We start from the raw sequence: 24,008 nt of genomic DNA, 5'->3' as shown, positions 1-24,008 counted from the left end.
GCGCTAGCGGCCCGAGAGGAAGCCGAGGCGCTGGAACAGAGGCTCGGGGGTGTGGCGGACGACGAAGAGGATCGGGCGCCAGTACCACGGGACGAACGCGACGGCGCGGCGGCGGGCGATCGCGCGGTCGATGTCGCGGGCGACCCGCTGCGGCGCGGCGAACAGGGCGTTCTTGGCGTGCGTCGCGGTCATCGGCGTGTCGACGGGGCCGAGCTTGAGGGTGGTGACGGTGACGCCGGCCGGCCAGAGCCGGCTGCGCAGGCCCTGCAGGTACACGTGGAGCGCGCCCTTGGCGGCCCCGTAGGTGTAGTTGCGCGGGCGGCCGCGCTCGCCGGCGACCGAGGTGATGACGGCGATCGTGCCGCTGCGCTGGCGCTCGAGCGCGTCGGCCAGCGGGATCAGCAGCGCCAGCACCGAGACGAAGTTGGTCTGCACGATCCGCGCGGCCTCGGCGACGTCATGCTCGCTCAACGCCTGGTCGCCGAGGTCGCCGTGGGCGACGAACACGAGGTCGACGCGGCCGTCGAGCGCCGCGATGCCCTCGCGCGCGAGCGCCTCGGCGCGGGCGAGGTCGGTGAACTCGCCGCTGGCCGTGGTGACCTCGGCGCCGCCGCAGCGGGCGGCCACGGCCGCGAGCTTGTCGGGGTCGCGGCCGACCAGGTGGAGCCGATCGCCGCGGGCGGCCCAGCGCACGCACACCTCGGCGGCGATCGCGGAGGTGGCCCCGAAGACGATGACGTGGCGCATGGCGGCGAAGGTAGCGCGGCCGGCGGCGGCGCGCCAGCGGGACCTCGGCCGCCCGCTCGCGGCGCCGGCGAGATGGACCTCAGGACATGCCCTCGGCGACATGCCTCGAAAGACATGCTCGATGAGACATTCCCGATCGGACATCCCCAGGAGCGACGGGGACGCAGCGGCCCTGGACAGGCGCCGCGCGACATGTCCTTCGTCGCTGTTCGACCCTCACTTCTGCGGCGCCGCGGCGTCGGCGCTCTCCACGTGCGCGGCGCGCCAGGCGACGGCCTCGGCGAGGTCGATCGAGCCGGCCAGGCCCAGAGCCGTGAAGGTGGCGACGGCCTGGTCGAGGACGACGCGGGCGCGCGGGGGGTCGCGGTCGGACAGCCACAGCGCGCGGGCCAGGCCGTACTCGGCGCGGCCGCGCAGGAGGGCGTGCACGTCGGTGCCGGCGCGGATCGCCAGGGCGCGCTCGAACGCCGGGATCGCGGTGGCGAGGTCGCCCGCGCGGATGCCCCACTCGCCGAGGCCGAGCAGCGAGCGCGCGACCTCGGCGTGGCTCTCGCCGAGCACGCGGCGGCGGATCGCCAGCGAGCGGTCGATGACCTCGCGGGCGCGGCCCAGCTGGCCGGCGCGGAGGTACGACTCGCCGAGGCTGTCGAGCTGGGAGCACAGCTCGATGTGGTCGGGGCCGAGGCGGCGCTCGAGCGAGCGCACCACCGCCTCGAACGCGGCGACGGCGTCGACCCGGCGGCCGCTGCGGGCCAGCGCGGACGCGATGTTGCCCTGGAACACGACCACCAGCGGGTCGTCCTCGCCGCGGGCGCGGAGGATGATGTCGAGGCCGCGGCGCCAGGTCGCCAGAGCGGCGTCGAAGTCGGTGAGGACGAAGTAGAGGCTGCCCTCGTAGCGCAGGGCGGCGGCGACCTCGGGGTGGTCGGGGCCGTAGAGCCGCTCGAGGCGGGCGCGGCTGTCCGGAAGGACAGCTTGCGAGCGGGCGAACTCCTGCCGGGCCCACAGCGCGGTGCCGAACCACTGCCGGGCCCGCGCGGTGTCGGGGTTGTCGGCGCCGTGGAGGGCGTCGTAGGCCGCGACGCTGCGCTCGATGGCGACCTCCGACTCGGCGTAGCGGCCGAGCGACCACAGCAGCTTGCTGCGGGCGAAGTCGAGGAAGGCGGCGGCGACGTCGTCGGGCGCGCGGCCCTGGGCGGCGGTGGCGATCTGCAGCCAGACCTCGGCGTGGTCGAGGCGGCCGAGGCTGTTGAGGGCCTCGACGAGGGCGGCCGCGGCGTCGCGGGCGACGGCGTCCTCGCGGCTCGCGGTGGCGGTGGTGAAGGCCGACATCAGGCTGACCTGGGCCTCGCCGTCGCGGTGCACCAGCGCGAGCAGGCGCCCGCGCGCGAGCAGGGCCTCGGCGACCGCCGGGCTGTACGCGGCAGCCTCGGCGGCGACGACGGCGGCCTCGGCGGCGAGCAGGCCGGCCTCGTAGCGGCCGGTGTGCTCGAGCGCGGCGACGTTGGCGAGCTGGCGGCGCACGGCGTCGACGGCGAGCGCGGTGTTGGGATCGTCGGGCGGCGGCAGCTCGGCCTGCAGAACGGGGAGGTCGGCGCAGCGCTCGACCGGCGGCAGCGCGGTGACGGCGTCGAGCGACCGCTCGACCACGCCGGCGTCGGCGGCGACCAGCAGGTCGGTGACCGCCTTGACCTCCTGGACATGTCTTGAAAGACAGGCCATGCGGCGGTCGAGCAGGCGCTCCGACTGCTCGCCGCGGGCGTGGGCCTCGCAGGCCTCGCGGTGCATGGTCGCGATCGCGTCGGCGCGGGCGTCGAGGCGCGCGGCCACCTGCGTCCACGCCGCGCCGGCGAAGTCGACGCCGGCGGCCTCGAAGGCGTCGGCGGCGGCGTCGCGGCGGGCCGGGTCCCACACGCCGATCAGCCGGGCCTCGCCGCCGCCGCAGCGCTCGGACTCGTGCAGGCTGTAGGCGGCCGCGGCGAGGCCGACCACCGCGGCGAGGCCGAGGCCGACCACGGCGTGGCGGGCTCGCACCTGCGGACCGGCGAGGGCGGCCAGCAGCGCGTCCATGCTCGGGTAGCGCGCGTCGGGGGCGCGCGCGAGGCCGCGGGACAGCGCCCGGTACAGCCGCGGCGGCACGCGCGGGCCGACCTGCCCGCGCTCCGGCAGATCGGCGACCAGGACCTGGTCGCGCAACTCGTCGACGGTCTCGCCGGCGAACGGCCGCACGCCCCACAGCGCCTCCCACAGCGCGACGCAGAAGCTGAACTGATCGGTGCGGGCATCGACCTGTCCTCCGAGCCATTGCTCCGGGGCCATGTAAGCCGGCGTGCCGGCGACGAAGGCGGTGCGCTCGAGCGCCGCGCCGCCGAGCTCACCGTCGTCGGACCGCTCGGCCTGCTCGGCGAGGGCGGCCAGGCCGAAGTCGACCACGCGGACGCGGCCCTCGAGGTCGACGAGGACGTTGCCGGGCTTGAAGTCGCGGTGGGTGAGACCGACGCGGTGGGCCGCGGCCAGGCCGCGACCGGCCTCGGCGAACACGGTGAGGATCTCCTGCGGGCTGCGCTCGCGGTCGGCGAGCCAGGCCGACAGCGTGACGCCGCGGACGAACTCCATGGCGATGAACAGCTCGTCGCCGATCGTGCCGGCCTCGTAGACCTGGACCACGTTGGGGTGCGACAGGCGGGCCAGCGCCTGCGCCTCGCGCAGCAATCGGGCCTGCAGGCGCTCGTCGTTGCGGTGGTGCGAGCGCACGACCTTGATCGCCACGCGCCGCTCGAGCACCTCGTCGTAGCCGGACAGCACGACGCCCATGCCGCCCTCCCCGAGCTCGCTGAGGATCGCGTAGCGGCCGATCCGGCGCGACTGGCGGATCGCCAGCGAGTCGTCGAGCGGAGCCGCGGCCCCGCGCACGCTGATGCCCGAGGTCTGTTGGGCCGTGATGCTGTCCTTGCGACCAGGCGGGGCCAGCGCCGTCTCCTCGATCGCGCTCGGCCGGGCCCGGGCGGTCACGTCGAGCGCCGGGGAGCGCCCGTCGGTGGTCGCGAGCAGGTCCACACCGGAGGGCCCGGTGCGCATGTCGTCCGGCGAGGGGGCACCCACCGCTGAGCACGGTACACGACCTCCGTCCCGCCCGGCGAGCGCGACCTCGCGCGCGAGCGCCCTCGCCCCCCTGCGCGCACCGGCCCACGCGCGGACCTATGCCCGCGCGAGATGAAGCTCTGTCCTTTCGGACATATGCTGGAGCAGACAGGCAACCGCCCGGGCAGGTCGCCAGATCTGCCCGGGCGGTCTGGTGGGGAGGGAACTCAGTTCTCGAAGCCGGTCGGGCACTTGTTCGTCAGGCCGAGCTTGAGGTCGCAGACCGTCTGCGCGAAGTTCGAGGTGAAGACGTCGCGCTGAATGGAGGTGTCGGGCTTGCGCAGGTCGTTGAGGTCGTTGGTGCTGAGGCTGCCGATGAGGGTGCTGAAGTCCGAGGCGGTGAGCCCGAGCTCAGCGGCGGCGCGGCGCAGCGTCACGTCCTCGTCGAAGGCGAGGAACACGGTCAGGACCGGCTCGATGTCGCCGTCGCTGGGCACGCCGGCGGAGTTGACGGCGGCGGTGAAGCGGGTGCTGTCGTCGACGAGCAGCTTGCGGAAGTCGGTGCGGGTCGGGAACAGGTTCTTGATCGCCTCGATCTCCTGGGCGTCGAAGATGCCGATGCCGCCGCCGTTGTCGATCTCGAACCGGAGGTCGTCGTCGACGGTGATCATGCCCTGGAAGTGACAACCCATGCAGGACACGCCGTTGACGACGATGCCGTCGGGCATGTTCTTGTCCTGCACGACCGCCGACGGGCCCTCGTCGATGCGGTTGCCGAAGGCGTCGACGAGCATGTACCCCTGAAGGCCGTTGGGGAGGGTGAAGATGATCTCGCCGCCGTCCTCCTCGAAGCCGAACGGATCGTCGAAAAAGTTCTTCACGCCGTCGTTGCCGGCGAAGTCGTAGCTGACCCAGTAGATCCGGTTGCTGGCGTCCTTGAACTCGTGGCGCTCGATCATGCGGTGGTTGAACGAGACGTCGGAGTTGTGGAAGCCGGCGCGCGCGACCTTGTTGGGGTTGTTCAGGATCTCCTCGTCGATGTTGGCCTGGACGTTGATGTTGAACTTGGCCTCGAGCTGGGCGCGGGTCTCCGGGATGTCGAGGATCGTGTGGTAGAGCGGCGGCTGGGAGGCGGAGGCGAGGAAGGCGTCGCCGGCCAGGACGAAGATCTTGGACTGGACGTCTTTCTTGATCTTGTCGGCGGTGTCCTGCAGGTAGTCGATGGCGTAGGGATCGAAGTCCGCGATCGTGTCCCACAGCGCGGCGTCCCACCCGTAGTCGCGGATGTCGATGCGGTAGATCAGCCGGTTCTCGGGGTCGATCGGGATCGGGGCGCGGATCCCGGGCTCGTCGGACAGGCTGTTGACGAGCTTGGCCAGGGCCTGGCGGTACACCTCGATCTGGTCGGAGCACCACCCGGTGTTGTAGAGGTGGACGAAGCTGAAGTAGCGCGTGAACTTCTGCTGCTCGAGCGGGACGTTGTTGCCGATGTCGCTGAGGATCAGCGTCAGCATCTCCTCGCGGGTGATGAACGGCTGATCGCTGCAGCTCGACTTGCCGGCGCACTCGCTGATCCAGCGCTCGACGACGGCGATGTCGGTGTCGGTCGGCCGCTGGGTCTCGGCGGCCGGCGGCATCGGCGAATTCTCGTCGATCATGCGGAGGAAGACCCGCGAGTCCTCGGGCCGACCGGGGACGACCTTGCCCTCCTTGATCAGGGCGTCGAGGTTGGTGATGTAGTTGATGCTGCCGGCGGGCTGGGGCGCCGAGCCGCCGTGACACTTGGCGCAGTTGTCGGTGAGGATCTTCAAGGTCGCCGGAGAGCTCTCCGAACAATGGGCGGGGACGATGCCGTCCGCGGGCTCGCCGGTGCTGCTGCCGCCGCCCTCGCTGCCGCCGCCGCCGTCGGTGCTCGGCCCGCTGTTCCCGTCGGTGCTCTCGGTGTCCTCGCCGCCGCCGCTCTCGCTGGGCAGGACGACGGTCTTACAGGCGCCGCCGGCCAGCAGGGCCAGCGCAGCGGCGGTGACGAGCGGGGTCGTGGAGTAGGATGAACGTTGAGACATGGTCGAAGGTGCTCCTGGAAGAGATGGCCCGTAGGACAGGTGGGGATCGCGGGGCCCGGGCCGGGGCGACGATCGCGGCCCTCGGGCCAGGTCAGAAGCGTGCGGACAGATACAGGCCCCCGTACGTCGGGGCGAAGGTCGGGGCGACGGAGACGCGCGACAGCTGCTCCATCTTCGCCTTCTTGAAGTCGGTCGCGCCGAGCGCGACCAGGGTGACGCCGAGCGCGACGCCGAGGACCCCCGCGACCGCGCCGGCGGCGGTCATGGTGTCGCCCTGCTTCTTCTGCGCCTCGAGCGGGGCGATGTAGTCGGGGTTGTCGTTGGCCTTGGGCAGCTCGCGGTCGGCGGAGCGGCTGAGGTAGATGCCGCCGGCCATGACGCCGAGGCCCGCGAGGCCGCCGGCGAGGAAGATCGAGCCGGCGATCAGCTCGCCGCGGGCGTTGCGGCGCACCGGGTTGGTGCGGCGCACGAGGTCGGGCAAGGCGCCGTCGGCCGCGGCGCGCAGCTCGGTGCTCCACGCGTGCATCGTCTCGACGTCGTCGGGGCTGACGCGGATGCCGTCGAGGGCCCCGCCGCTGCTGGCCGCCAGCAGCGCGTCGGCGCGGTCGACGTGGCGCAGGCTGGCCTCCCACTCGGCCTTGGCCTGGTCGGCGCTGCGCTTGCGCGCGAGCTTCTGCCGCGCGTCGGCGGCCGCGAGGTGCAGCACCGGGTCGCGCAGGGCCTCGGCCCCGCCGGCGAGCAGGCCGACCGCACCCTCGAGGTTACCGGCGTCGGACAGCTTCTGCGCCTGGTCCTGCAGCGGCGCGCGCTCGGCCTCGGCCTTCTCGACCTGGGCGCTGATCACGGCCTCGCGCGGCTGCGGCTTGGGCGCGGCGGCTTTCTTCTTGCCGCTCTTCTTCTTGCTGCTGCTCGGCCCGGGCGAGTCGTCGAGGACGATGTCGTCGTCGGCGGCCGGCTTGGCCGAATCGGTCTTCCATTCAGTCGTGGACTCCCCCGGCTGCGCGGCCCATGCGGGGGCCGGAGCAGCCAGGGACAATGCGATCCCCACCACCAGGAGCGAACGGCGCCCCTGCGATCGTACTGTCGACATGCGCTCTCCTTGAAGGCCGCGGGCACCCGCCCGGCGGCGACGAATGCTGCCCGACCGGCCGGCCTTGCATGCACATGCAAGGCTGGCGACGGCCGTGTCGGACCGCGAGAAATAGGATTGGCCATCCTGGCCTAAAAGACAGCCTCCCTGGCAGAGCACCCTCCGTGGCGCATGGGCGGGAACACCGCGGCGAACCGTGGAACCCCGACCCACACCTCGAGTAACGGGGCTCGCCCGATCGATCACTGCGGTTCGCCGAAAATTCGCGAACTTCCCGTCACGAGGGTATGGCGGCCTGTTCACGACCCGGGAGCGGGGCTGCGCCGGTCGGTCGCGAGCGCTGGGGGCAGGCGCCCGCGCCGCGATCGAGTGTGCACATTCACCGTTCCGCGACGGCGCATCCGATCATTTAGTAATTCGCATTACCAAACGATCGTTCGCACGCGGCGGCCCGCGCGTCGGCGGTCTCCTGCGATTCGCCGAGGTGGCGCCGGCGCTCGGCGGGCAGCAGACAGGCCTGTGTGGCCGCGACGAGGCGCGCGCGCAGATCGGCGTTCAGGCGCGGCCAGACGACGACGCGGCCGTCGGCGCCGGCCGAGGCCAGGCGGTCGCCGCGCGCGTCGAAGGCGAGCGCGTGCACGCCGGCGCCGTGGCCCGCGAGCACCTCGGGGCCGTCGTCGCCCTGCAGCGACCAGAAGTGGAGCTCGCCGTCGGCCGCACCGGCGGCGATCCACGCCCCCTGCGGATCCCAGGCGACGCTGTCGAGCGGCGCGCCGGCGCGTCCGACCTCGCTGCGCACCCCGGTGGCCGCCGCGATCCGCACCAGCGCCCTGCCCTCGCCCGCGACCGCGAGCGCGTCGCCGGCGGGGCTCCAGGCCAGCGCGCGCAGCGGCTGGCCCAGCTCGATGAACACGGTCTGCTCGACGCGCACCAGCACGAAGCCGGTCGCGGTCACGGCCGCCAGGCGCTCGTCGACCGGCGACCACGCCAGCGCGGTGATCGGCCCCCGGCCCTGCGCGGCGCGAGTCGGATCGGGCATGTTCTCGGAGACATGCCCTGAAGGCCAGATAGAAAAGCTGCCGTCGCTGCCGCCGGCGGCCAGGCGATCGGTGCGGGGGTCCCACGCGAGCGCGGGCACGGACCGGCGATCGACGGCCACGCGCCGGGTCGCGCCCGCGCCGACGGGCAGCCAGGTGATCGCGCCGGAGTCGTCGGTGATCGCCAGCTCCTGGCCGTCGGGGCGCCAGGCCAGCGCGAGCGCGGTGCCGGCGTGGTCGCGGCGGCGCACCGGACCGCCGTCGGCCGGCAGCAACCACACGCTGCGCACCCCGGCCGCCGCGAGCCGGGCGCCGTCGGGGCTCCACGCGACCGCGTGCACGGCCGCGCCGACGTCGTGCTCGCGCAGGGCCGCCGGCGTGAGCCGCCAGACCCGCGCGCTGCCGTCGTCGCTGCCGGTGACCAGGCGGACGCCGGTCGGCGCGAACGCCAGGGCCCGCACCGGGCCGGTGTGCCCGCGCAGCACGTACGGCCGCGCCGCGCCGCCGAGCCGCCACACGCGCGCGCTGCCGTCGTCGCTGCCGCCGGCCAGCCAACCTGTCCCGAAGGCCAGACTCGTGACGCCGCCGTCGCCGACCACCGCGAACACCCGGCGCGCGCGGCCGTCGACGCGCCAGACGTCGACCCCGCCGTCGTCGCGGCCGATCGCCAGCTGGCGGCCGGAGCGGTCCCACGCGAGCGCGCCGACGGCCGGGCCCCGATCGCCGATCGCCAGCGCGCGGCCCTCGGCGATCAGCCAGACCTCGCCGCGCGGCCCGGCCGCCGCCACCTGCGCTCCGTCCGGGCTCCAGGCGACGGCGGCGAGCGGGCCGCTGACGCCGCGCAGGGCGACGACGCGCCCGCCCGCCTCGAGCGAGACCTGCCCGCGCGCGTCGGTCCGCAGCTGCTCGCCGGCCGGGCCGCGCCGCGGGTCGAACGCGGGCGCGCGGGCGGACGCGCTCGCCGGGCCGCCGCTGGCGGCGAACCGGCGCAGCCCCCCGGCGGCGTCGACGGTCTCGATCGCGTGGCTGTCCCGAGGGACAGGCGCGCCTTCGCCCCGCTCGAAGCTGTCCCCAGGGACAGCCTCTGCGCCGGCCGGATCTTGCCTGTCCCCAGGGACAGCTCCACCCGTCGCCTCGACCCAGCGCACCGCCAGCACCGGCCCCTCGTGACCGCGCAGGATCGCCGCGCTGATCGGCTCGGCCAGCACCCGCTGCGCCAGCGCCCCGGGGTCGTCGAGCTCGCGCAGCAGCAGCGCCGCGGTCGTCGGGTCGCGCGGCAGCAGCGAGAACGCGGCGTCGCGGACCCGCAGCGCCTGGGCGTGGCGTTCGGCGGCCGCGCGCTCGGCCGCGAGCTCGTCGACGGGCGCGACCTCGCCGACGCTCGCCGGCGGCCCCTCGCCCGACGCGGCCGGGCCTGCCTCGGGCTGGGCCAGGCTCACCCCGAGCGCGACCAGCCCGGCGGCGGCCGCGGCCGCTCCGCCGGCGATCAGGACCGTCCGCCCGCGACCCGCCCCGGGCTCGCGGGCGAACCGCCGCGGCGGCTGCAGGGCGGCCAGGAGGTCGTCCATCGTCGGCCAGCGGGCGTCGGGCTTTTCGGACAGGCCGCGGGCGATCGCGCGGCGGATGCGCGGTGGCACGCGACTGTTGCGCGGAATCGGTGCGATCTCGACCTGCCCGAAGCGCGGAACCGAGCCGAACGGGCGCAGGCCGAACAGCCCCTCGAACAGCGCGACGCAAAAGCTGAACTGATCGGAGCGCGGCTCGGCGGCGCCGTAGCGCTGCTGCTCGGGCGCCATGTAGGCGGGCGTGCCGAGGATGCTGCCCGTGCGCGTCAGCGGCTCGAGCTCGTCGTCGAGGCTCTCGCCGGCATCGAGGGCGCAGGTGAGGCCGAAGTCGAGGACGCGGGCGCGGCCGCGGTTGTCGACGAGCACGTTCTCGGGCTTGAAGTCGCGGTGGAGCAGGCCCGCGTGGTGAGCCGCGGCCAGCGCCCGCCCGGCCTGCAGGTACACCGTGAGCACCGCGTGCCACGGCCGCGGGCGCTCGCGCAGCCAGGCCTCGAGGGTCACGCCCTCGATCAATTCCATGGCGATGTAGACCTGCTCGCCCCACGCGCCGACCTCGTAGATCCGCGCCACGTGCTCGTGCTCGAGGCGGGCCATCGCCCGGGCCTCACGCAGCAGACGGGCGCGGCCCTGCTCGTCGCCCTGGAGGTGCGGGTGCAGCAACTTGATCGCCACGCGGCGGCCGAGTTGGGCGTCGACGGCCGCATACACGACGCCCATGGCCCCCGCCCCGAGCCGCTGCTCGACGCGAAAACGGCCGATGGTGGTGGGCGCGGCGGGCTCGCCGAACAGTCGGCCCATGACCCGTGCGTGGAGACGATGGACGTCGACGTCGGCCCACGTGCCCGCACCTGCGCCGCGGGCGGACGGTGTGTCGGGCGGCGTGTGGGGCGGCGTGGACATCGTCGGATCGCGCTGAAGATAACAGGCGACGCGGCCCCGCGGGCGCCGCGATCGATGTAAGATCGAGGACGCCATGGACCCCGATTGGGAACTGCTCTCGGCCTGGCGTCGCGGCGATCGCGGCGCAGGAGAGCGGCTGGTGAAGCGACACTTCGGCGCCATCGCCCGCTTCTTCCGCAACAAGGTCTCGAGCGAGCACGACGCGGCCGACCTCGTCAGTCAGACCTTCCTCGAGTGCACCAAGGCGAAGGACGGCTTCCGCGGCGACACCAGCTTCAAGCGGTTCGTCTTCGCCATCGCGCTCAACGTGCTGCGGCTCTACATCCGCACCAAGCACAAGCGCCAGGGCGAGGCGCTCGACTTCGGGGCGCTGTGCGCCAAGGACCTGTCGCCGTCGTCGATGAGCTCGATCGTGATGCGCCGGCGCGAGGCCCAGTTGCTGGTGCTGGCGCTGCGAGAGATCCCGCTCGACCAGCAAATCGTGCTCGAGCTCAACATCTTCGAGGGCCTGTCGGGGCGCGAGATCAGCGAGCTGCTGAGCGTCCCCGAGGGCACCGTGCGCGGCCGGCTGCGCCTCGGAAAAGACCAGCTGCGGGCCCGCCTCGCCGAGCTGGCCCGTTCGCCGGCCGAGCTTCAGGCCACGCTCACCGACCTCGAAGGCTGGGCCGCCAGCATCCGCCGCGCCCTCGACCGCGACGACGGCGACGCCGGCCCGGCCGCGACCGGTTCGTGAGCGCGCGCGGCGGCGGCGGGTCGCGGCGGGCGTCGCCCCGCCTCCCGCGACAATAGCGGCGCGCTATAGTCGGGCCCCCCGAGGTCCCCCCGAATGAACGCCACCGGCACCCTCAGCCGTGCGACCCAGATCGTCTATCGCGTCGGCTCCCGCCACTCGAGCGAGGTCGACACGCTGACGCTCGACCCCGACGGGCGCGCGACGTGGAGCTCGCAAGGCCGGCAGTGCGAGGTGCAGCTGCCGCCCGAGGTCTACGGCGACGTCCTCGGCCGCCTGGCGCAGTACGGCTTCAAGGCGGCGACCGGCCTGCACGGCGACGCGATGGCCGACTACCAGCACGAGATCGAGGTGCTCGAGGGGCCGAAGAAGAAGTCGCGCTGCACCCTGCGCCTCGGCCACGAGTTCGGCACCTACCTCGGCGACGCGCCGACCGGCATGAAGGAGGTCGTGGCCCTGCTCGACCGCGTCGCCAGCCGCGTCGAGTCGGGCGCCGACCTGTCCGAATCGCCAGACGCGCTGATGGGCGCCCTGCTGCGCAACATCGACTTCCCCTACGTCAACCCGCACGGCGAGCCCGGCGCCTTCCAGCTGATCGACCCGCGCGGCGCCGTGCTCGCGGCCTCGGCCCTGCGGTTCGCCCTGCCGCACGCGAGCAACCTCTTGCCGTTCCGCGACGGCGACCGCTTCGGCTTCGCCCGCGCCACCGGCGAGGTCGTCATCGCCCCGGCCTACGCGCTGACGCTCGGCTTCAGCGAGGGCCTCGCGGCCGTGCGGCTCGAGGGCGGCTGGGGCTTCATCGACGTCCACGGCGCGCTCGTCATCCCCGCCGTCTACGCCGCCGCCGCCAGCTTCTCCGACGGCCTCGCGTGCGTGCAGCGCGGCGACCAGACCGGCTACTGCGATCGCAACGGTACGTTCGTGCCGGCCCCGCCGCAGGCCTCGCAGCTCGGCCGCTTCACCGCCGGCCGGGCCCCGTTCCGCGCGCTGTCGCGGATCGGCGTGCCCGCGTGGGGCTACATCGATCGCACCGGCCAGGTCGTCGTCCCCGCCGGCTTCGACTACGCCGGCGACTTCTGCGAGGGCCTCGCCTGCGTCCAGCAGGACGACCTGTTCGGCTTCATCGACGTCACCGGCGCCTGGGCCATCGAGCCGCGCTTCACCGACGCCGGCGACTTCCACGACGGCCTCGCCGCCGTCGGCGACAGCGGCCAGTACGGCTACTGCGACCGCAGCGGCACCGCCGCGGTCGACTTCCGCTTCCTCCGCGCCGGCAACTTCGCCGAGGGCCTGGCCCCGGTCGGCGTCGGCGCCAAGACCGGCTTCATCGACCGCGAGGGCCGCCTCGTCATCGAGCCGCGCTTCGACCTGGCCCAGAGCTTCAGCGAGGGCCTCGCCGCCGTCCGCATCGACCACCGGTGGGGCTACATCGACCGCGCCGGCCGCGTCGTCATCGAGCCGGTCTACGAGGGCGCGGGCCCGTTCGGCGACGGCGTCGCCTGCGTGCGCAGGTTCGCCGACCCACGCCCGGTGATCCATACCGGGTCGAAGAAGGTCATCATCAACATGGGCAAAAAGACATGACCGAAGCGCCAGATCCGCTGGCGCGCCTCGGCTGGGACGAACACGCGGCGAGCGCCTGGGCGGCCCACCGGGGCGACGGTAACCTGCCCGGCCGCGTCGCCGCCGAGCACCGCGGCGGCTACATCGTCCTCGCCGCCGCCGGCGAGCTGCGCGGCGAGCTGGCCGGCAAGCTGCGCAAGGCCGCCGCGAAGGACGCGATGCTCAAGCCCGCCGTCGGCGACTGGGTCGCGCTCGACGTCCACGCCGCCGCCGGCACCGCGACGATCCACGCCGTGCTGCCGCGCAAGACCGTCTTGACCCGCCGCGCCGCCGGCCGCGCCGCCGCCCCGCAGATCGTCGCCGCCGACGTCGACGCCGTCTTCATCGTCCACCCGCTCGACCAGCCGCCCAACCTGCGCCGGCTCGAGCGCTACCTCGCCATCACCCTGGCCAGCGGCGCCGCCCCGGTGCTGGCGCTGACCAAGGCCGACCTGGTCGAAAGCGCAGAACCTGTCCTTTCAGCCATACGCCCGCTGCTCGACAGGGTCGCCGGCGGCCGCCCCGTGCCGGTGCACGTGCTGTCGAGCGTCAGCGGCCAGGGCCTCGACGAGCTCGACGCCTACGTCGCCCGCCCGCAGACCACCGCGCTGATCGGCGCGTCGGGCGTCGGCAAGAGCACGCTCATCAACCGCTGGCTCGGCGAGGAGCGGCTCAGCACCGGCGGCCTGCGCGACGACGGCAAGGGCCGCCACACGACGACGCACCGCGAGCTGCTGGTGCTGCCGCGCGGCGGCCTCGTCATCGACACACCCGGCATGCGCGAGCTCGGGCTGTGGAACGCCGACGAGAGCGTGCCCGAGGCGTTCGCCGACATCGCCGCGGTCGCCGAGGGCTGCCGCTTCCGCGACTGCACCCACGCGCACGAGCCCGGCTGCGCGGTCCAGGCCGCCGCCGCCGCCGGCGCGATCGAGCCGGAGCGCCTCGACAGCTACCGCAAGCTGGTCGCCGAGCTCGCGTCGCTGGCCCGCGACCGCGAGACCGCCGCCCGCAACCGCGCGCGCCGGGCCGACCACCGGGCGCTGCGGTCCTATTACAAAGATCCACGGACCCGCGGGCAGCGCGACTGACAGGCGCCCGGTTCGTGCGCTCGCCAGCGCGGGGCCTGTGGCGATCGTCGAGCGGGCGGCCGAGGGGCGGCGCGGCAGGTCCCTCCGTGCCGCCGCCCGCCGCCCGCTCGGGCCGCGACACCCGCGCCGCTTTACAGTCGTCGGCATCGGCGTTGAACTGGGGGCCATCAGCCAGGCGGCGGCGACCGCGGAATGCCGGCCCTGCTCGCCGTGTTGTCCCGAGACCGTCCATGCGTCTGCGTCCTTTGCCCTCGCCACGCCTCGCCCGCGCTCGCGTGGCCTGGGCGATCGCGCTGGGCCTCGCGGTCGCGCCCGACGCCGCAGCCGCACCGGCGCCGCGCCCTTTGCCGGCAGCGGGCAACGCCACCGCGGCCGCCGCCAGAGCCGTGCGTCCTTCGGTCGACCTCGAGCCCGACGGCGGCGGACGGCTGAAGCACCGCGGCCACGGCTTCACCGCGATCATCTACCCCGACGGTTCGGTCGAGTTCCGCGATCACGGCGGCACCGCGGACATCAATCTTTTCGGCCTCGATCTGTGGCGCCAGCGCTTCCGCGAGCCCGAGCCCGAGCGTCACGCGCCGATCTGGATGGGCGTCATCCACGATCGCCTGTGGCCGGTGCGCGGCTTCGGCCCGGCGCCGGTCCTCGCCGGCGTCGGCGGCCGCTTCGGCGGGCTCGCCGACGGCCGCCGCAAGGACCGCCACAAGAGCGCCAAGCAGGCCTTCCTGCTGGCCACCGAGCAGCTGCGGTTCCGCCTCGCCAACGCCTGGTACAAGCAGCGCCTGCACAGCGAGCTGGCCGACCTCGGCGGCCAGCTGCTCGAGGTGTGGCGCGACACCAAGTTGCCGCTGGCCGAGCGCAAGCGCCGGATCTTCGAGCGCTGGGAGGAGTGCGAGGACGCCACCACCACCCGCCGCACCGAGATCGACGCCATGCGCCTCGAGGTCGCCCGCACCGCCCGCGCCAAGATCGAGGCCTTCGTCCGCCAGGTCGCCCCGTACGGCTCGTCGCAGGCCTACACCGAGGCCGAGCTCGACCGCTTCAACGCCCGCCGCGCCGGCAAGGCCCGCTTCCGCCCCTACGACGCGCCCATCGCCATCGAGGACGTGACCGCCGAGTCCGAGCTCGGCACCGCCGCCGAGAAGCCGCCGCCGCTCCCGCCCGAGCCGCCGCCGCAGGAGCCCGCGAACCCGCCGCTCGGCCCCGCTCCCGGCCCCGTCTTCTCGCCCCGACCATGACCTTCGAGGCATGCCCGATCGGGCATGTCATGGAGAGCATGTCGTCTCGGACATTCTCCCAGCGACATGTGCGGACGCGCAGGCGTCGAGACACGCATCACCCTTCGCTCGCACGCGCAGATCCACCCTGTCCGCCCGGACATCCACGCCCCGCTCTCGCGCCATGTCCCTCCGGACATGTCCTTCTCGCCACGCGCAGCGCTCGCCGCGGCCGCCCCGGTCGAGCCCGCTCGTCGCATTCCGCGCGGTCGCCCCGGGCGCCGACGCGGACCCGCGTACGCCCGCGCGACGGCCCGCGGGGCCGCGCGTGAGGCAGCAGCGTGCTATCCCGAGCGCGCGAGGGAATGGGCAGTCGGCCTGCGCCGTTGTCGCGATCTCCTCGCCCCGTCGTCATGAGCGCCCGCATCGACCTCCTCGTCACTCTCGGCCTCGGCCTCTTCGCCTGCACCGCGCCCGCGGCGACGCCCGCGCCCGCGCCTGCGCCGGCGAAGGCCGAGCCCGCGTCGACGCCACCCCCGCCGCCGCTGCCGCCGGCCGCCGAGGACGCCACGCTCGCCGCTCGCCTGGCCGAGGCCAACACCCCGCCCGAGCTGCTCGAGCGGGGCGCCGCCGCCAAGATCTGGGGCGACCACGCCGTCGATCGCGGCATCAACCCGTTCTACCTGCGCGGCGACTTCGACGGCGACGCCGCGCCCGACTACCTCGTCAGCGTCGTGCCCAAGCTCGGCGGCGGCGCGCTGCCGCGGCTCGTGGTCCTGCGCGGCGGCGGTCGACCGGCGGTCTGGCTCGACGACGATCCCGGGGCCGGCCTCACCCTGCCCGCGCGCGACGCCTGGTACGTCCACGACCGCGGCACCTCGGTCCCCGCCGGCCCCGGCGGCAAGGCCCCCGCGCTCAAGGGCGACGGCATCGTCATGATGAAGCTCGAGTCCTCGAGCGCCCTCGTCTACTGGGACGGCTCCCGCTTCCGCAGCCACTGGCTGTCGGACTAGCTAGGCCCGTCCGCCGCCGGTCCTGGCGATGCGCCGGGATCGCCTACTTCGTCTCGCCTTTTGGCGTGAAGTCCAGGCTCGCGGAGTTGATGCAGTAACGCAGACGTGTCGGCTGCGGACCATCGGGGAACACGTGCCCCAGGTGTCCGCCGCAGCGGCGACACAGGACCTCGATCCTGCGCATCCCGTGGCTGGTGTCCACGCGCTCCTCGATCGCCGAGCGATCGACCGCGTCGAAGAAGCTCGGCCAGCCGCAGCCGGAGTCGAACTTCGTCCCCGCGTCGAACAGCAGCGCCCCGCAGCCGGCACACAGGTAGCGGCCGGGCGCCTTTTGATCCCAGTACGCGCCGGTGAAGGCCCGCTCGGTCCCCGCCTGTCGCAGCACGCGGTACTGCTCCGGGGTCAGCGTCGCTCGCCACTCGGCGTCCGTCTTCGTCACCTCTCGTTCGGCCATGCGCGCACCATAGCGCGTTCGCGGCCGCCAGCCGCTCTCGGGCGCTCGCCCACGCGAGGTTCGTCGCCCCCGCCGATTCTGCGTTGCAAGCCCTCGGGCCGGCCTCTACCGTGGCTTCCGAGGAGGCGACGTGGTGTCACGATCACTACCGACAACCCTGGCCGCGCTGATCCTGGCCGCGCCGATCATCGGCTGCGGCGGAGGCGGCGGCGGGAACGACGACGCCGGCGCGACCGCGGGCGAAACCGATGGGTCCGGCGCGACCGAGGGCACCGCGGGCACCGCTCCGACCGAGGGCGGCGGCACCGACACCAGCGCCGACACCGAGGGTCCGGCCCCGGTCTCGTGCGACGACGGCCCGCAGCCGGGTCCGATGCCGCGGCTCGTGCGGCTCACGCACCGGCAGTACGACCTCACCGTCGCCGACCTGTTCAAGACGACCTTCGACCCCAGGCCCTCGGCCGAGTTCCTCGCCGATCCTGCGGTCGCCGGCTTCGACAACAACGCCGTGCAGATGGTCGTCAAGGATCGACTCGGCCGCGACTATCGCCGCGCCGCCGAGCGCCTCGCCGGCGAGGCCGTCGCGCCCGACGTCCTCGCCGGCATCTTGCCGTGTCAGCCCGAGGGCGACGGCTCGCAGTGCGCCGCCCAGTTCGTCGCCGAGTTCGGCCGCCGCGCCTTCCGGCGCCCGCTCACCGCCGCCGAGCGGACCACCTACGCCGGCCTCTTCACCCAGGGCCAGGGCCTCTACCCCGAGGGCACCCCGTTCGAGCAGGGCATCCGCTTCATCATCGAGGCCATGTTGCAGTCGGGTCACTTCCTCTACCGCGTCGAGCTCAGCGACGCCCTTGACGGCGAGGTCATCCCGCTGAGCGGCTACGAGGTCGCCTCGCGCCTGTCCTACCTGTTGTGGGGCAGCATGCCCGACGACGTCCTGCTCGCCGCCGCCGAGGCCGGCGAGCTCGACACCCCCGCCGGCCTCGAGGCCCAGGCGCGGCGCCTGCTCGACAGTCCCAAGGCCGAGGCGCCCGTGGCCGACTTCCACCGCCAGTGGCTCGAGCTCGACAAGGTCGACAACCTGCAGAAGAACACCGACCTCTACCCCGAGTTCACCGGCGCCCTCGCCGACGCCATGCGCGAGGAGACGCAGCAGTTCGTGCGCCACGTCGTGTTCGAGCTCGAGGGCGACTACGCCGCGCTGCTCACCGCCCCCGTCACCTTCGTCAACGCCGAGCTCGCGGCCCTCTACGGCGTGCAGGGTGAGTTCGGCGCCGAGTTCACCGAGGCCGCCCTCGACCCGCAGCGGCGCGCCGGCCTGCTCACCCAGCCGAGCTTCCTCGCCACCCACGCCTACCAGAGCTCGTCGTCGCCGATCTTCCGCGGCGCCTTCGTGCAGAAGCAGATCCTCTGCACCCCGCCGCCGCCGCCGCCCGGCGGCATCGATCCCAACCTGCCGCCGCCGGGCGACGACATCGTCACCACCCGCGATCAGGTCGAGGCCCACACCCAGCTCGACCCGTACTGCGCCGGCTGCCACAAGAGCATCATCAACCCGCCCGGCTTCGCCTTCGAGCACTACGACGCGCTCGGCAAGTGGCGCGACCTCGACAACGGCGCCCCCGTCGACGCCAGCGGCGAGCTCGTGTCCGGCGCCTGGGTATTCTCGTTCACCGACGCCGTCGACATGGTCAACCAGATCGCCGAGTCGGACAACGGCACCCGCTGCTACCTGACCAACTGGTTCCGCTACGGCTACGGCCGCGACGTCGCCCCCATCGATCGCTGCACGATCGACGCCCTCGACGCCGAGCTGGCCGCCTCGGGCTACAACATCAAGGAGCTGCTGGTGTCCCTCACGCTGACCCGTACCTTCCGCTTCCGCGCGGTGGAGGAGTGATGACCATGAGACGGCGGAACTTCCTGCGAGGCGCGTGCGGAGTCGCGGTCGCGCTGCCCTTCCTCGAGTCGCTGAACTGGCGCCGCTTCATCAAGACGGCCCACGCCGCCGAGCCCGGCGGCAAGCGGCTCGTCGTGTTCTTCATGTGCAACGGCGTCAACATGGAGACCTTCTTCCCGGCCGCGCCCGGCCCGCTGTCGGCGGCCTCGCTGATGGGCACCGGCCTCGAGCCGCTGGCCGACCACGCCGGCAAGCTGCTGATCCCTCGCGGCATGCACATGGTGCCCAAGGGCTGGGGCCAGGACGCCGACACCCCGGGTGACGACCACGCCAAGGGCATGGGCCACAAGCTCACCGCCGAGGCGCTGCACCCCGACACCCTCTACTCCCGCGGGATCTCGATCGACCAGTTCGCCGCCCAGCAGCTCAACACCGACGGCGCCCCGGCGATGACCCTCTCGGTCGGCTGGCGTCACACCAACTGGCTCGGCCACATCTCCTACGCCGGCTCCAACACGCCGGTCACGCCCGAGGGCAACCCGTGGCTGACCTACCAGGACCTCATGGGCCTGGGCGGCCTCGACGAGGCGGTGAAGATGCAGATCGCCGCCCGCCGCCAGAGCGTGCTCGACCTCGTCGAGGAGGAGTTCAAGGCGCTCAAGGCCAAGAACCTCAGCCAGGCCGACGTCACCAAGCTCGAGATGCACGCCGACTCGATCCGCGACCTCGAGGTCGACATGGTCGGCAACGGCCTCATCGAGTGCGCCCTCGACCCCGCGCGCGCCGCCGAGATCGAGGCCATCGACCCCAACAGCGTGCTCGAGGACTGGCAGTTCAAGACGATCGGCCAGATGCAGCTCGACATCCTCGCCATGGCGATCGCCTGCGGAGCCACCAGCGCCGGCTCGATCCAGTTCGCCTCCGGCTCGGGCGGCCCGATCTACAAGTGGGACGGGATGAACCACGAGTACAACCACCACAAGCTGTCGCACGGCAACACCAAGGACGACGACTCCGGCGAGGAGGTGGCGGGTTACCTCGACATGATCGCCCAGATCGATCGCTGGCACGCGGAGCAGTTCAAGCACCTGCTCGACCGCCTGTCGGGCTACAGCGAGGGCGACGGGACGGTGCTCGATCACAGCGCGGTGGTGTGGTTCAACGAGCTGTCCGACGGCAAGGCCCACTCGTACCTCGACCTCCCGATCATCATCGCGGGCGGCGCGGGCGGGTACCTCAAGCAGGGGCACTACATCGACCTCATCAACGGGCAGGACCCCTGGGTCCAGTCGCATCCGCACAACCGGCTGCTCATCACGCTGCTCAACGCCGTCGGCTGCACCGACAACGGCGGGCCGATCACGCAGTTCGGGCGGGCCGGGCTCGAGCCGGGCGAGTACGCCGAGCTCCTGGCCTGACACTCGCGGCGTGCGTCGTTCGTGCGCGACGCGCGGCACGCGACGCGGGATGGAGGGCAATGTCCAACGTCCTCCTCTCAGGCGATTCCCCGGGCGAAAGGTTCTGCGCGACCAAACGCATCTCGAGCTGCAGGCGGAATCTGTGTCGACTGTCCACCTCGCACTCTCATGCGATCTATTAGCGACACGTGAGAAATAGACAGGTTGCGCAGGTCGCAGCATATTGGCTGCATTCACCACCGCATGTCATGGTTCCCGTCGCCACACCATTCGCGTGGCGGTAGGAGATTCTCTGAACATGGTGTTGTCTAGTTCGACGAGGAATTGGGTCGGCCTGTGTGCGCTCTTGTCGTTCGGATGCGGCGACGACGAGGGCACGCACGAGGGGGAACCGACGGAGATTCAATGTCATGACCCGGAACACACAGTGTTGTGCTACCGGGAGGCCGCGACGTGCACCACGCTGTCCACCACCCCGGAGCAGGCGTGCTCCCTCTACCACTATGCTACCAAAGACAAGGCCGGTGAATTCCCGTACGCCGAGTTCGCCGGACACTGCGACGAGAGCGCAGGAGAGTTCTACCCCACGCCGCCGTGCCTGTGCGACTACGGGGATTCCCCGCCGACGGCGGATATCTGCATCCCTGTCGACGACGGCGGCGGCAGCGGTTCCCCGACCACCACGGCCGACCCGACCGGCGACCCCGTGCTGGAGAAGTACGTCTGCTCGCAGGTCGCGCAGTCGACATGCCGCGAGTACGACTACCTGGATTTACCGGACCCGCCCAACGACAAGCAGTGCTGGGTCCACGATCAGTTGTCTGACAATCACAAGCCGTGCGTCGACGCCTACTCGATCGAGGAGGCCGAGATGAAGTGCGCCAGCTTCTGCTCGAAGGCCGAGGCGTGGGGTAAGGCCGAGTACATCGACGCCTACAACGAAGACGACACGACGGGCGATCCGAAGGATTGGGTCACGCCGGCCATGGACTGCGTCATCGACGGCGATCCACACGTCGTCAGCCTCAAAGATCCGCTCGACATCTGCGTGGAGGAGGACGTGTATCCCCTGCCCGAGTGGGACGGCGCATCACCGTTGGTCATCGTCGAGCTCTCCGCCGCGCTGACCACCTTGAACGGCGGCTCCACCGCCCTGCAGGACGTGACGGGCTACATCGGCTACCAGGTGACGAACTGCGTCAGCGGCGTCTGCGACATCACGATCGACGCCCTCGAGGGCATCCAGACCGACGTCGCCGGCATCTTCACCGCCGCCGACGGTAGCCGGACCGACTACGCGATCGAGGGCCTCGACTTCCGGCTGATCCAGACCTGGCGCGGCAAGCTGAACGAGGCCCGCGGCACCGTGACCTTCCCCGACAGCCCGTTCGTCGGCAACGTCAGCGCCGAGGCCTACTCGATCGGCGGCGTCCCGATGGGCGACTGGAAGACCACCGCCATCGTCGAACAGGCGGTCGGTTCGCTGCGCAACAACACGTTGACCCTCAACCTGACCGTCAACCTCACAGACGGCGTCTTCCTCGTCTCTCTTCAGACGATGTGACCCTCAGGAGCGACCATGATTGCCAACAAGCTGTATCTCCCCGTCGGGCTGATGGGCCTGGCCCTGACCGCCTGTCCGAGCCCGCCCGATCCGAACGCCGGTAGGCCACTCCAGGTCCAGTGCTACGACCCCGCCGAAACCAAGCTGTGCTGGTCCGAGCGGCTCAATTCGGACTGCGGCGGCAAGAACTTCAGCGCCCAGGAAATCTGCTCGAAGACCCTCCACGGCGATCTCGATCACACCCAGGACTATCCGGACGCCGAGTTCTCCGGGCACTGCGTCCCCGAGGTCGGCGACGACTACCCGACCCCCCCGTGCATGTGCAGCTACGAGAATGGTCCGCCGGACGGCGAGGCGTGCGTGGAACTCACCGAGGACCCGGACCCGACCGACGGCGTATTCCTCACCACCTACGTCTGTTCACGGGTCGCGGCCGACACCTGCCGAGAGGTCGACTACGTCGACCCGGACCTGAAGATCGACCCGAACCTCGAGTGGTGCTGGCAGCCGCCTTATGTCCCGCCCACCGAATTGCCGTGCGTCCAGGCGTACGACGAGACGGAGGCCCTCGAGAAGTGTGAGTCCTTCTGCGGCAAGGCGCAGACCGACCACGCGAACGACCTGGCCGCGCACAACAAGGACATTGACCAGAGCCACGGCGGCGTCGGCAAGTTGCAGTTCGAGACCCCGCAGTTCGAGTGTACGATCGACGGGGACCCGCACGTCCTCAGCGTCTGGGACCCAGTCAACGACGGCGAGTGCTTCTACGAAGACGCCTACCCCTACCTCACGTGGGGCGGGACGACCGGCCTGTTCGCCGCGCAGGCCTCCTCGACGTTCACGATGAACGGCGGCTCGGCCGGCAACCAGACGATTCTGGCCACGATCGGGTACGAGATCACCAACTGCGTCAACGACATCTGCGACGTCACGATCGACGCGCTCGAGGGTGTCCAGTCCGACATCTCCGGCATCTTCACCGCCGCCGACGGCTCACAGACCACCTACACGCTGGCCGACCTCGACTTCAGCCTCAAGCAGACCGTGAGGGGCCGGTACTATCAGGCTCGGGGGACCATCGTGTTCGCCGACAGCCCGTTCGTGGCCAACGTGCGGGTCGGCTCGGCGACCATCGGTGGGACGGCGATGGGTACGTGGGATCAGCTCGCCGTCGTCGAGCAAGCTGTGGGCTCGCTGCGCGGCAGCTCGCTCGTGCTCAACCTGACCGTCAACCTGACCCAGGGTGTGTTCCTGATCTCGTTCCAGACGATGTAACCTTGTGTGGAAGCGCACAAGGTGTGCGCGAGGCGGTCCTGCCACGGGTGCTAACCTGGTGCCCGTGGAGCTCGCATTGCTCGCACGCTCCGGCTCTCGCATATTCCTCCGCGGTGCGGTCCTTGCGGCCGTCGCGACGGTCACGCTCCAGACCGGCTGCGGTGATTGGCGCGACGGGCTCGAAGTCTGGCACGGCGAGCACATCGACTTCTACCACGATCCCACGTTCGAACTATGCGGAGGCACGCGGGCGTATGTCGACGCGTACGTGCCGTTCGTCGCCACCGAGCTCGGGCTCGCGGTCCCCGAGGGCATCGCATTCGCCTGGCTCGACGACCAAGCGTACGAGGATTTCGACGCGTGCGCCGAGACCAGCGGCTGCCAGACGGGGCGGCGCGCCCTGAGTCGAAGGCCGGTGTTCCTGCACGAGGTCGCCCATGCCGTCGCCCAGGTCCACGGGCTGAACGAGCAACCCTTCTTCACCGAAGGTCTGGCCAAGGCCCTCGACTGGTTCGAAGATTTGGTGGTCCCGAGCCAGTGGGTGGCGATTCCGGTCGGAGAGGAGAAGCTGCCGGATCCGCGACCGACGATGGAGCTCCCCCGCATCGACATCCCGTACGCCGGCCCGGGCAGCTTCGTGATGTTCTTGCTCGCGCGGCACGGCGCCGCTCCGTTCGTGGCGTTCACGCGTGCTCTCGGGACCTCGACCGACCTCGCCACGATCCGCCGACAGTTCCGCGCAGCCTACGGGCTCGATCTCGACCACGAGACGGCAGAATACATGCAGTTGACGCCGGACGCGGCAAGCACTGCGGCACTTGAGTGCGTCGCCGACTCGGTGCGCCCGTACGATTGCGCGATGCCGGAGATCGCCTGGGAGTCGCCCGATGCCTGGTCGCACACACAGCAGATGGACTGCGCGGACGAGGCCGTCGTCGGCGGCTCGAGCGCGGACTGGACGTGGCCGAGCCTGCACGCGGTGACGCTCGAGGTGCCGATGACCGGCACGTACACCATCGCCGCGACCGGCGACGGCGACTTTCAGGCCCAGCTCGGCGCGTGCTTCGGCTGCCCATGGCAGCACGCCGCGGTCACGCTGCGCGCGGGCGGTCAGGAGACCGTTCACCTCGAGGCCGGCTCGTATTACGTGCGCATCCGGGTGGACGACGGTTCGGCTCCGGAGGTCCGGTTCACGCTGAACCGGACCCCATGACGTGCGCAGTGTGACCGCGCACGCGTCCGTGCGCCGAGCGCCGCCGACGTCGTG

The 24,008-nt window shown here is 72.2% G+C and carries 16 protein-coding genes; 10 read left to right on the top strand and 6 right to left on the bottom strand.

Annotated elements, in window-relative coordinates; translation table 11 throughout:
• Positions 1 to 3 precede the first annotated feature (3 nt).
• The 5 genes from K7C98_RS06610 to K7C98_RS06590 all read right to left on the bottom strand — a co-directional run bounded on the left by K7C98_RS06610 (position 4) and on the right by K7C98_RS06590 (position 10,483).
• Complete coding sequence (locus tag K7C98_RS06610) at positions 4 to 747, bottom strand: SDR family NAD(P)-dependent oxidoreductase (protein ID WP_224190704.1); 744 nt, start codon at positions 745 to 747, stop codon at positions 4 to 6.
• A gap of 216 nt (positions 748 to 963) precedes the next feature.
• Positions 964 to 3,849 (bottom strand): protein kinase domain-containing protein, encoded by a 2,886-nt coding sequence (locus K7C98_RS06605; protein ID WP_224190703.1) that lies wholly within the window; start codon positions 3,847 to 3,849, stop codon positions 964 to 966.
• A gap of 206 nt (positions 3,850 to 4,055) precedes the next feature.
• Positions 4,056 to 5,891, bottom strand: a complete 1,836-nt coding sequence (locus tag K7C98_RS06600) for a c-type cytochrome domain-containing protein (RefSeq protein ID WP_224190702.1) — start codon at positions 5,889 to 5,891, stop codon at positions 4,056 to 4,058.
• Between the two features lie 91 nt (positions 5,892 to 5,982).
• The gene (locus tag K7C98_RS06595; protein ID WP_224190701.1) at positions 5,983 to 6,981 is read right to left on the bottom strand and encodes a hypothetical protein; all 999 of its coding nucleotides are present in this window, start codon (positions 6,979 to 6,981) and stop codon (positions 5,983 to 5,985) included.
• A gap of 409 nt (positions 6,982 to 7,390) precedes the next feature.
• On the bottom strand, positions 7,391 to 10,483 hold the full coding sequence (locus K7C98_RS06590) for a WD40 repeat domain-containing serine/threonine protein kinase (protein ID WP_224190700.1): 3,093 nt from the start codon (positions 10,481 to 10,483) through the stop codon (positions 7,391 to 7,393).
• A 73-nt stretch (positions 10,484 to 10,556) separates the two neighbouring features.
• On the opposite strand from K7C98_RS06590, the gene K7C98_RS06585 reads away from it, so the two are divergent.
• The 5 genes from K7C98_RS06585 to K7C98_RS06565 all read left to right on the top strand — a co-directional run bounded on the left by K7C98_RS06585 (position 10,557) and on the right by K7C98_RS06565 (position 16,133).
• Positions 10,557 to 11,216, top strand: a complete 660-nt coding sequence (locus tag K7C98_RS06585; protein WP_224190699.1) for an RNA polymerase sigma factor — start codon at positions 10,557 to 10,559, stop codon at positions 11,214 to 11,216.
• 93 nt (positions 11,217 to 11,309) lie between these two features.
• Entirely contained in the window at positions 11,310 to 12,797 is a 1,488-nt protein-coding gene (locus tag K7C98_RS06580) for a WG repeat-containing protein (protein ID WP_224190698.1), read from the top strand.
• Entirely contained in the window at positions 12,794 to 13,903 is a 1,110-nt protein-coding gene (gene rsgA, locus K7C98_RS06575; RefSeq protein ID WP_224190697.1) for a ribosome small subunit-dependent GTPase A, read from the top strand. The genes K7C98_RS06580 and rsgA overlap by 4 nt, the downstream gene beginning before the upstream one ends.
• A 230-nt stretch (positions 13,904 to 14,133) precedes the next feature.
• On the top strand, positions 14,134 to 15,141 hold the full coding sequence (locus K7C98_RS06570) for a hypothetical protein (protein WP_224190696.1): 1,008 nt from the start codon (positions 14,134 to 14,136) through the stop codon (positions 15,139 to 15,141).
• 392 nt (positions 15,142 to 15,533) lie between these two features.
• Positions 15,534 to 16,133, top strand: a complete 600-nt coding sequence (locus K7C98_RS06565) for a hypothetical protein (protein ID WP_224190695.1) — start codon at positions 15,534 to 15,536, stop codon at positions 16,131 to 16,133.
• A 43-nt stretch (positions 16,134 to 16,176) separates the two neighbouring features.
• On the opposite strand, the gene msrB is transcribed toward K7C98_RS06565, so the two are convergent.
• Positions 16,177 to 16,587, bottom strand: coding sequence for a peptide-methionine (R)-S-oxide reductase MsrB (msrB, locus tag K7C98_RS06560; protein WP_224190694.1), 411 nt, complete (start codon positions 16,585 to 16,587; stop codon positions 16,177 to 16,179).
• Positions 16,588 to 16,720: 133 nt separating this feature from the next.
• Here msrB and K7C98_RS06555 point away from each other — a divergent pair, with 133 nt between their 5' ends.
• The 5 genes from K7C98_RS06555 (at position 16,721) to K7C98_RS06535 (ending at position 23,954) form a co-directional block, all read left to right on the top strand.
• On the top strand, positions 16,721 to 18,484 hold the full coding sequence (locus tag K7C98_RS06555) for a DUF1592 domain-containing protein (RefSeq protein ID WP_224190693.1): 1,764 nt from the start codon (positions 16,721 to 16,723) through the stop codon (positions 18,482 to 18,484).
• A gap of 5 nt (positions 18,485 to 18,489) precedes the next feature.
• Entirely contained in the window at positions 18,490 to 19,902 is a 1,413-nt protein-coding gene (locus K7C98_RS06550) for a DUF1552 domain-containing protein (RefSeq protein ID WP_224190692.1), read from the top strand.
• 430 nt (positions 19,903 to 20,332) lie between these two features.
• Positions 20,333 to 21,466 (top strand): hypothetical protein, encoded by a 1,134-nt coding sequence (locus K7C98_RS06545; RefSeq protein WP_224190691.1) that lies wholly within the window; start codon positions 20,333 to 20,335, stop codon positions 21,464 to 21,466.
• 15 nt (positions 21,467 to 21,481) lie between these two features.
• Positions 21,482 to 22,741, top strand: coding sequence for a hypothetical protein (locus K7C98_RS06540; RefSeq protein WP_224190690.1), 1,260 nt, complete (start codon positions 21,482 to 21,484; stop codon positions 22,739 to 22,741).
• A gap of 64 nt (positions 22,742 to 22,805) precedes the next feature.
• Positions 22,806 to 23,954 carry a hypothetical protein gene (locus tag K7C98_RS06535; RefSeq protein WP_224190689.1) on the top strand — a complete coding sequence of 383 codons (1,149 nt, stop codon included), beginning with the start codon at positions 22,806 to 22,808 and terminating at the stop codon, positions 23,952 to 23,954.
• The last annotated feature ends 54 nt before the right edge of the window (positions 23,955 to 24,008 follow it).

This window comes from Nannocystis pusilla, assembly GCF_020073745.1.
Taxonomy (GTDB): Bacteria; Myxococcota_A; Polyangia; order Nannocystales; family Nannocystaceae; genus Nannocystis; species Nannocystis radixulma.
The sequence above is the reverse complement of the archived record's forward strand: the minus strand, read 5'-3'. Positions and strand labels throughout refer to the sequence as shown.

Bases quoted from the DNA above. Each gene is read 5' to 3' on its own strand.
- K7C98_RS06610 (WP_224190704.1), bottom strand. From the start codon at position 747: ATGCGCCACGTCATCGTCTTCGGGGCCACCTCCGCGATCGCCGCCGAG.
- K7C98_RS06600 (WP_224190702.1), bottom strand. From the start codon at position 5,891: ATGTCTCAACGTTCATCCTACTCCACGACCCCGCTCGTCACCGCCGCT.
- K7C98_RS06595 (WP_224190701.1), bottom strand. From the start codon at position 6,981: ATGTCGACAGTACGATCGCAGGGGCGCCGTTCGCTCCTGGTGGTGGGG.
- K7C98_RS06590 (WP_224190700.1), bottom strand. From the start codon at position 10,483: ATGTCCACGCCGCCCCACACGCCGCCCGACACACCGTCCGCCCGCGGC.
- K7C98_RS06585 (WP_224190699.1), top strand. From the start codon at position 10,557: ATGGACCCCGATTGGGAACTGCTCTCGGCCTGGCGTCGCGGCGATCGC.
- K7C98_RS06580 (WP_224190698.1), top strand. From the start codon at position 11,310: ATGAACGCCACCGGCACCCTCAGCCGTGCGACCCAGATCGTCTATCGC.
- rsgA (WP_224190697.1), top strand. From the start codon at position 12,794: ATGACCGAAGCGCCAGATCCGCTGGCGCGCCTCGGCTGGGACGAACAC.
- K7C98_RS06570 (WP_224190696.1), top strand. From the start codon at position 14,134: ATGCGTCTGCGTCCTTTGCCCTCGCCACGCCTCGCCCGCGCTCGCGTG.
- K7C98_RS06565 (WP_224190695.1), top strand. From the start codon at position 15,534: ATGAGCGCCCGCATCGACCTCCTCGTCACTCTCGGCCTCGGCCTCTTC.
- msrB (WP_224190694.1), bottom strand. From the start codon at position 16,587: ATGGCCGAACGAGAGGTGACGAAGACGGACGCCGAGTGGCGAGCGACG.
- K7C98_RS06550 (WP_224190692.1), top strand. From the start codon at position 18,490: ATGAGACGGCGGAACTTCCTGCGAGGCGCGTGCGGAGTCGCGGTCGCG.
- K7C98_RS06540 (WP_224190690.1), top strand. From the start codon at position 21,482: ATGATTGCCAACAAGCTGTATCTCCCCGTCGGGCTGATGGGCCTGGCC.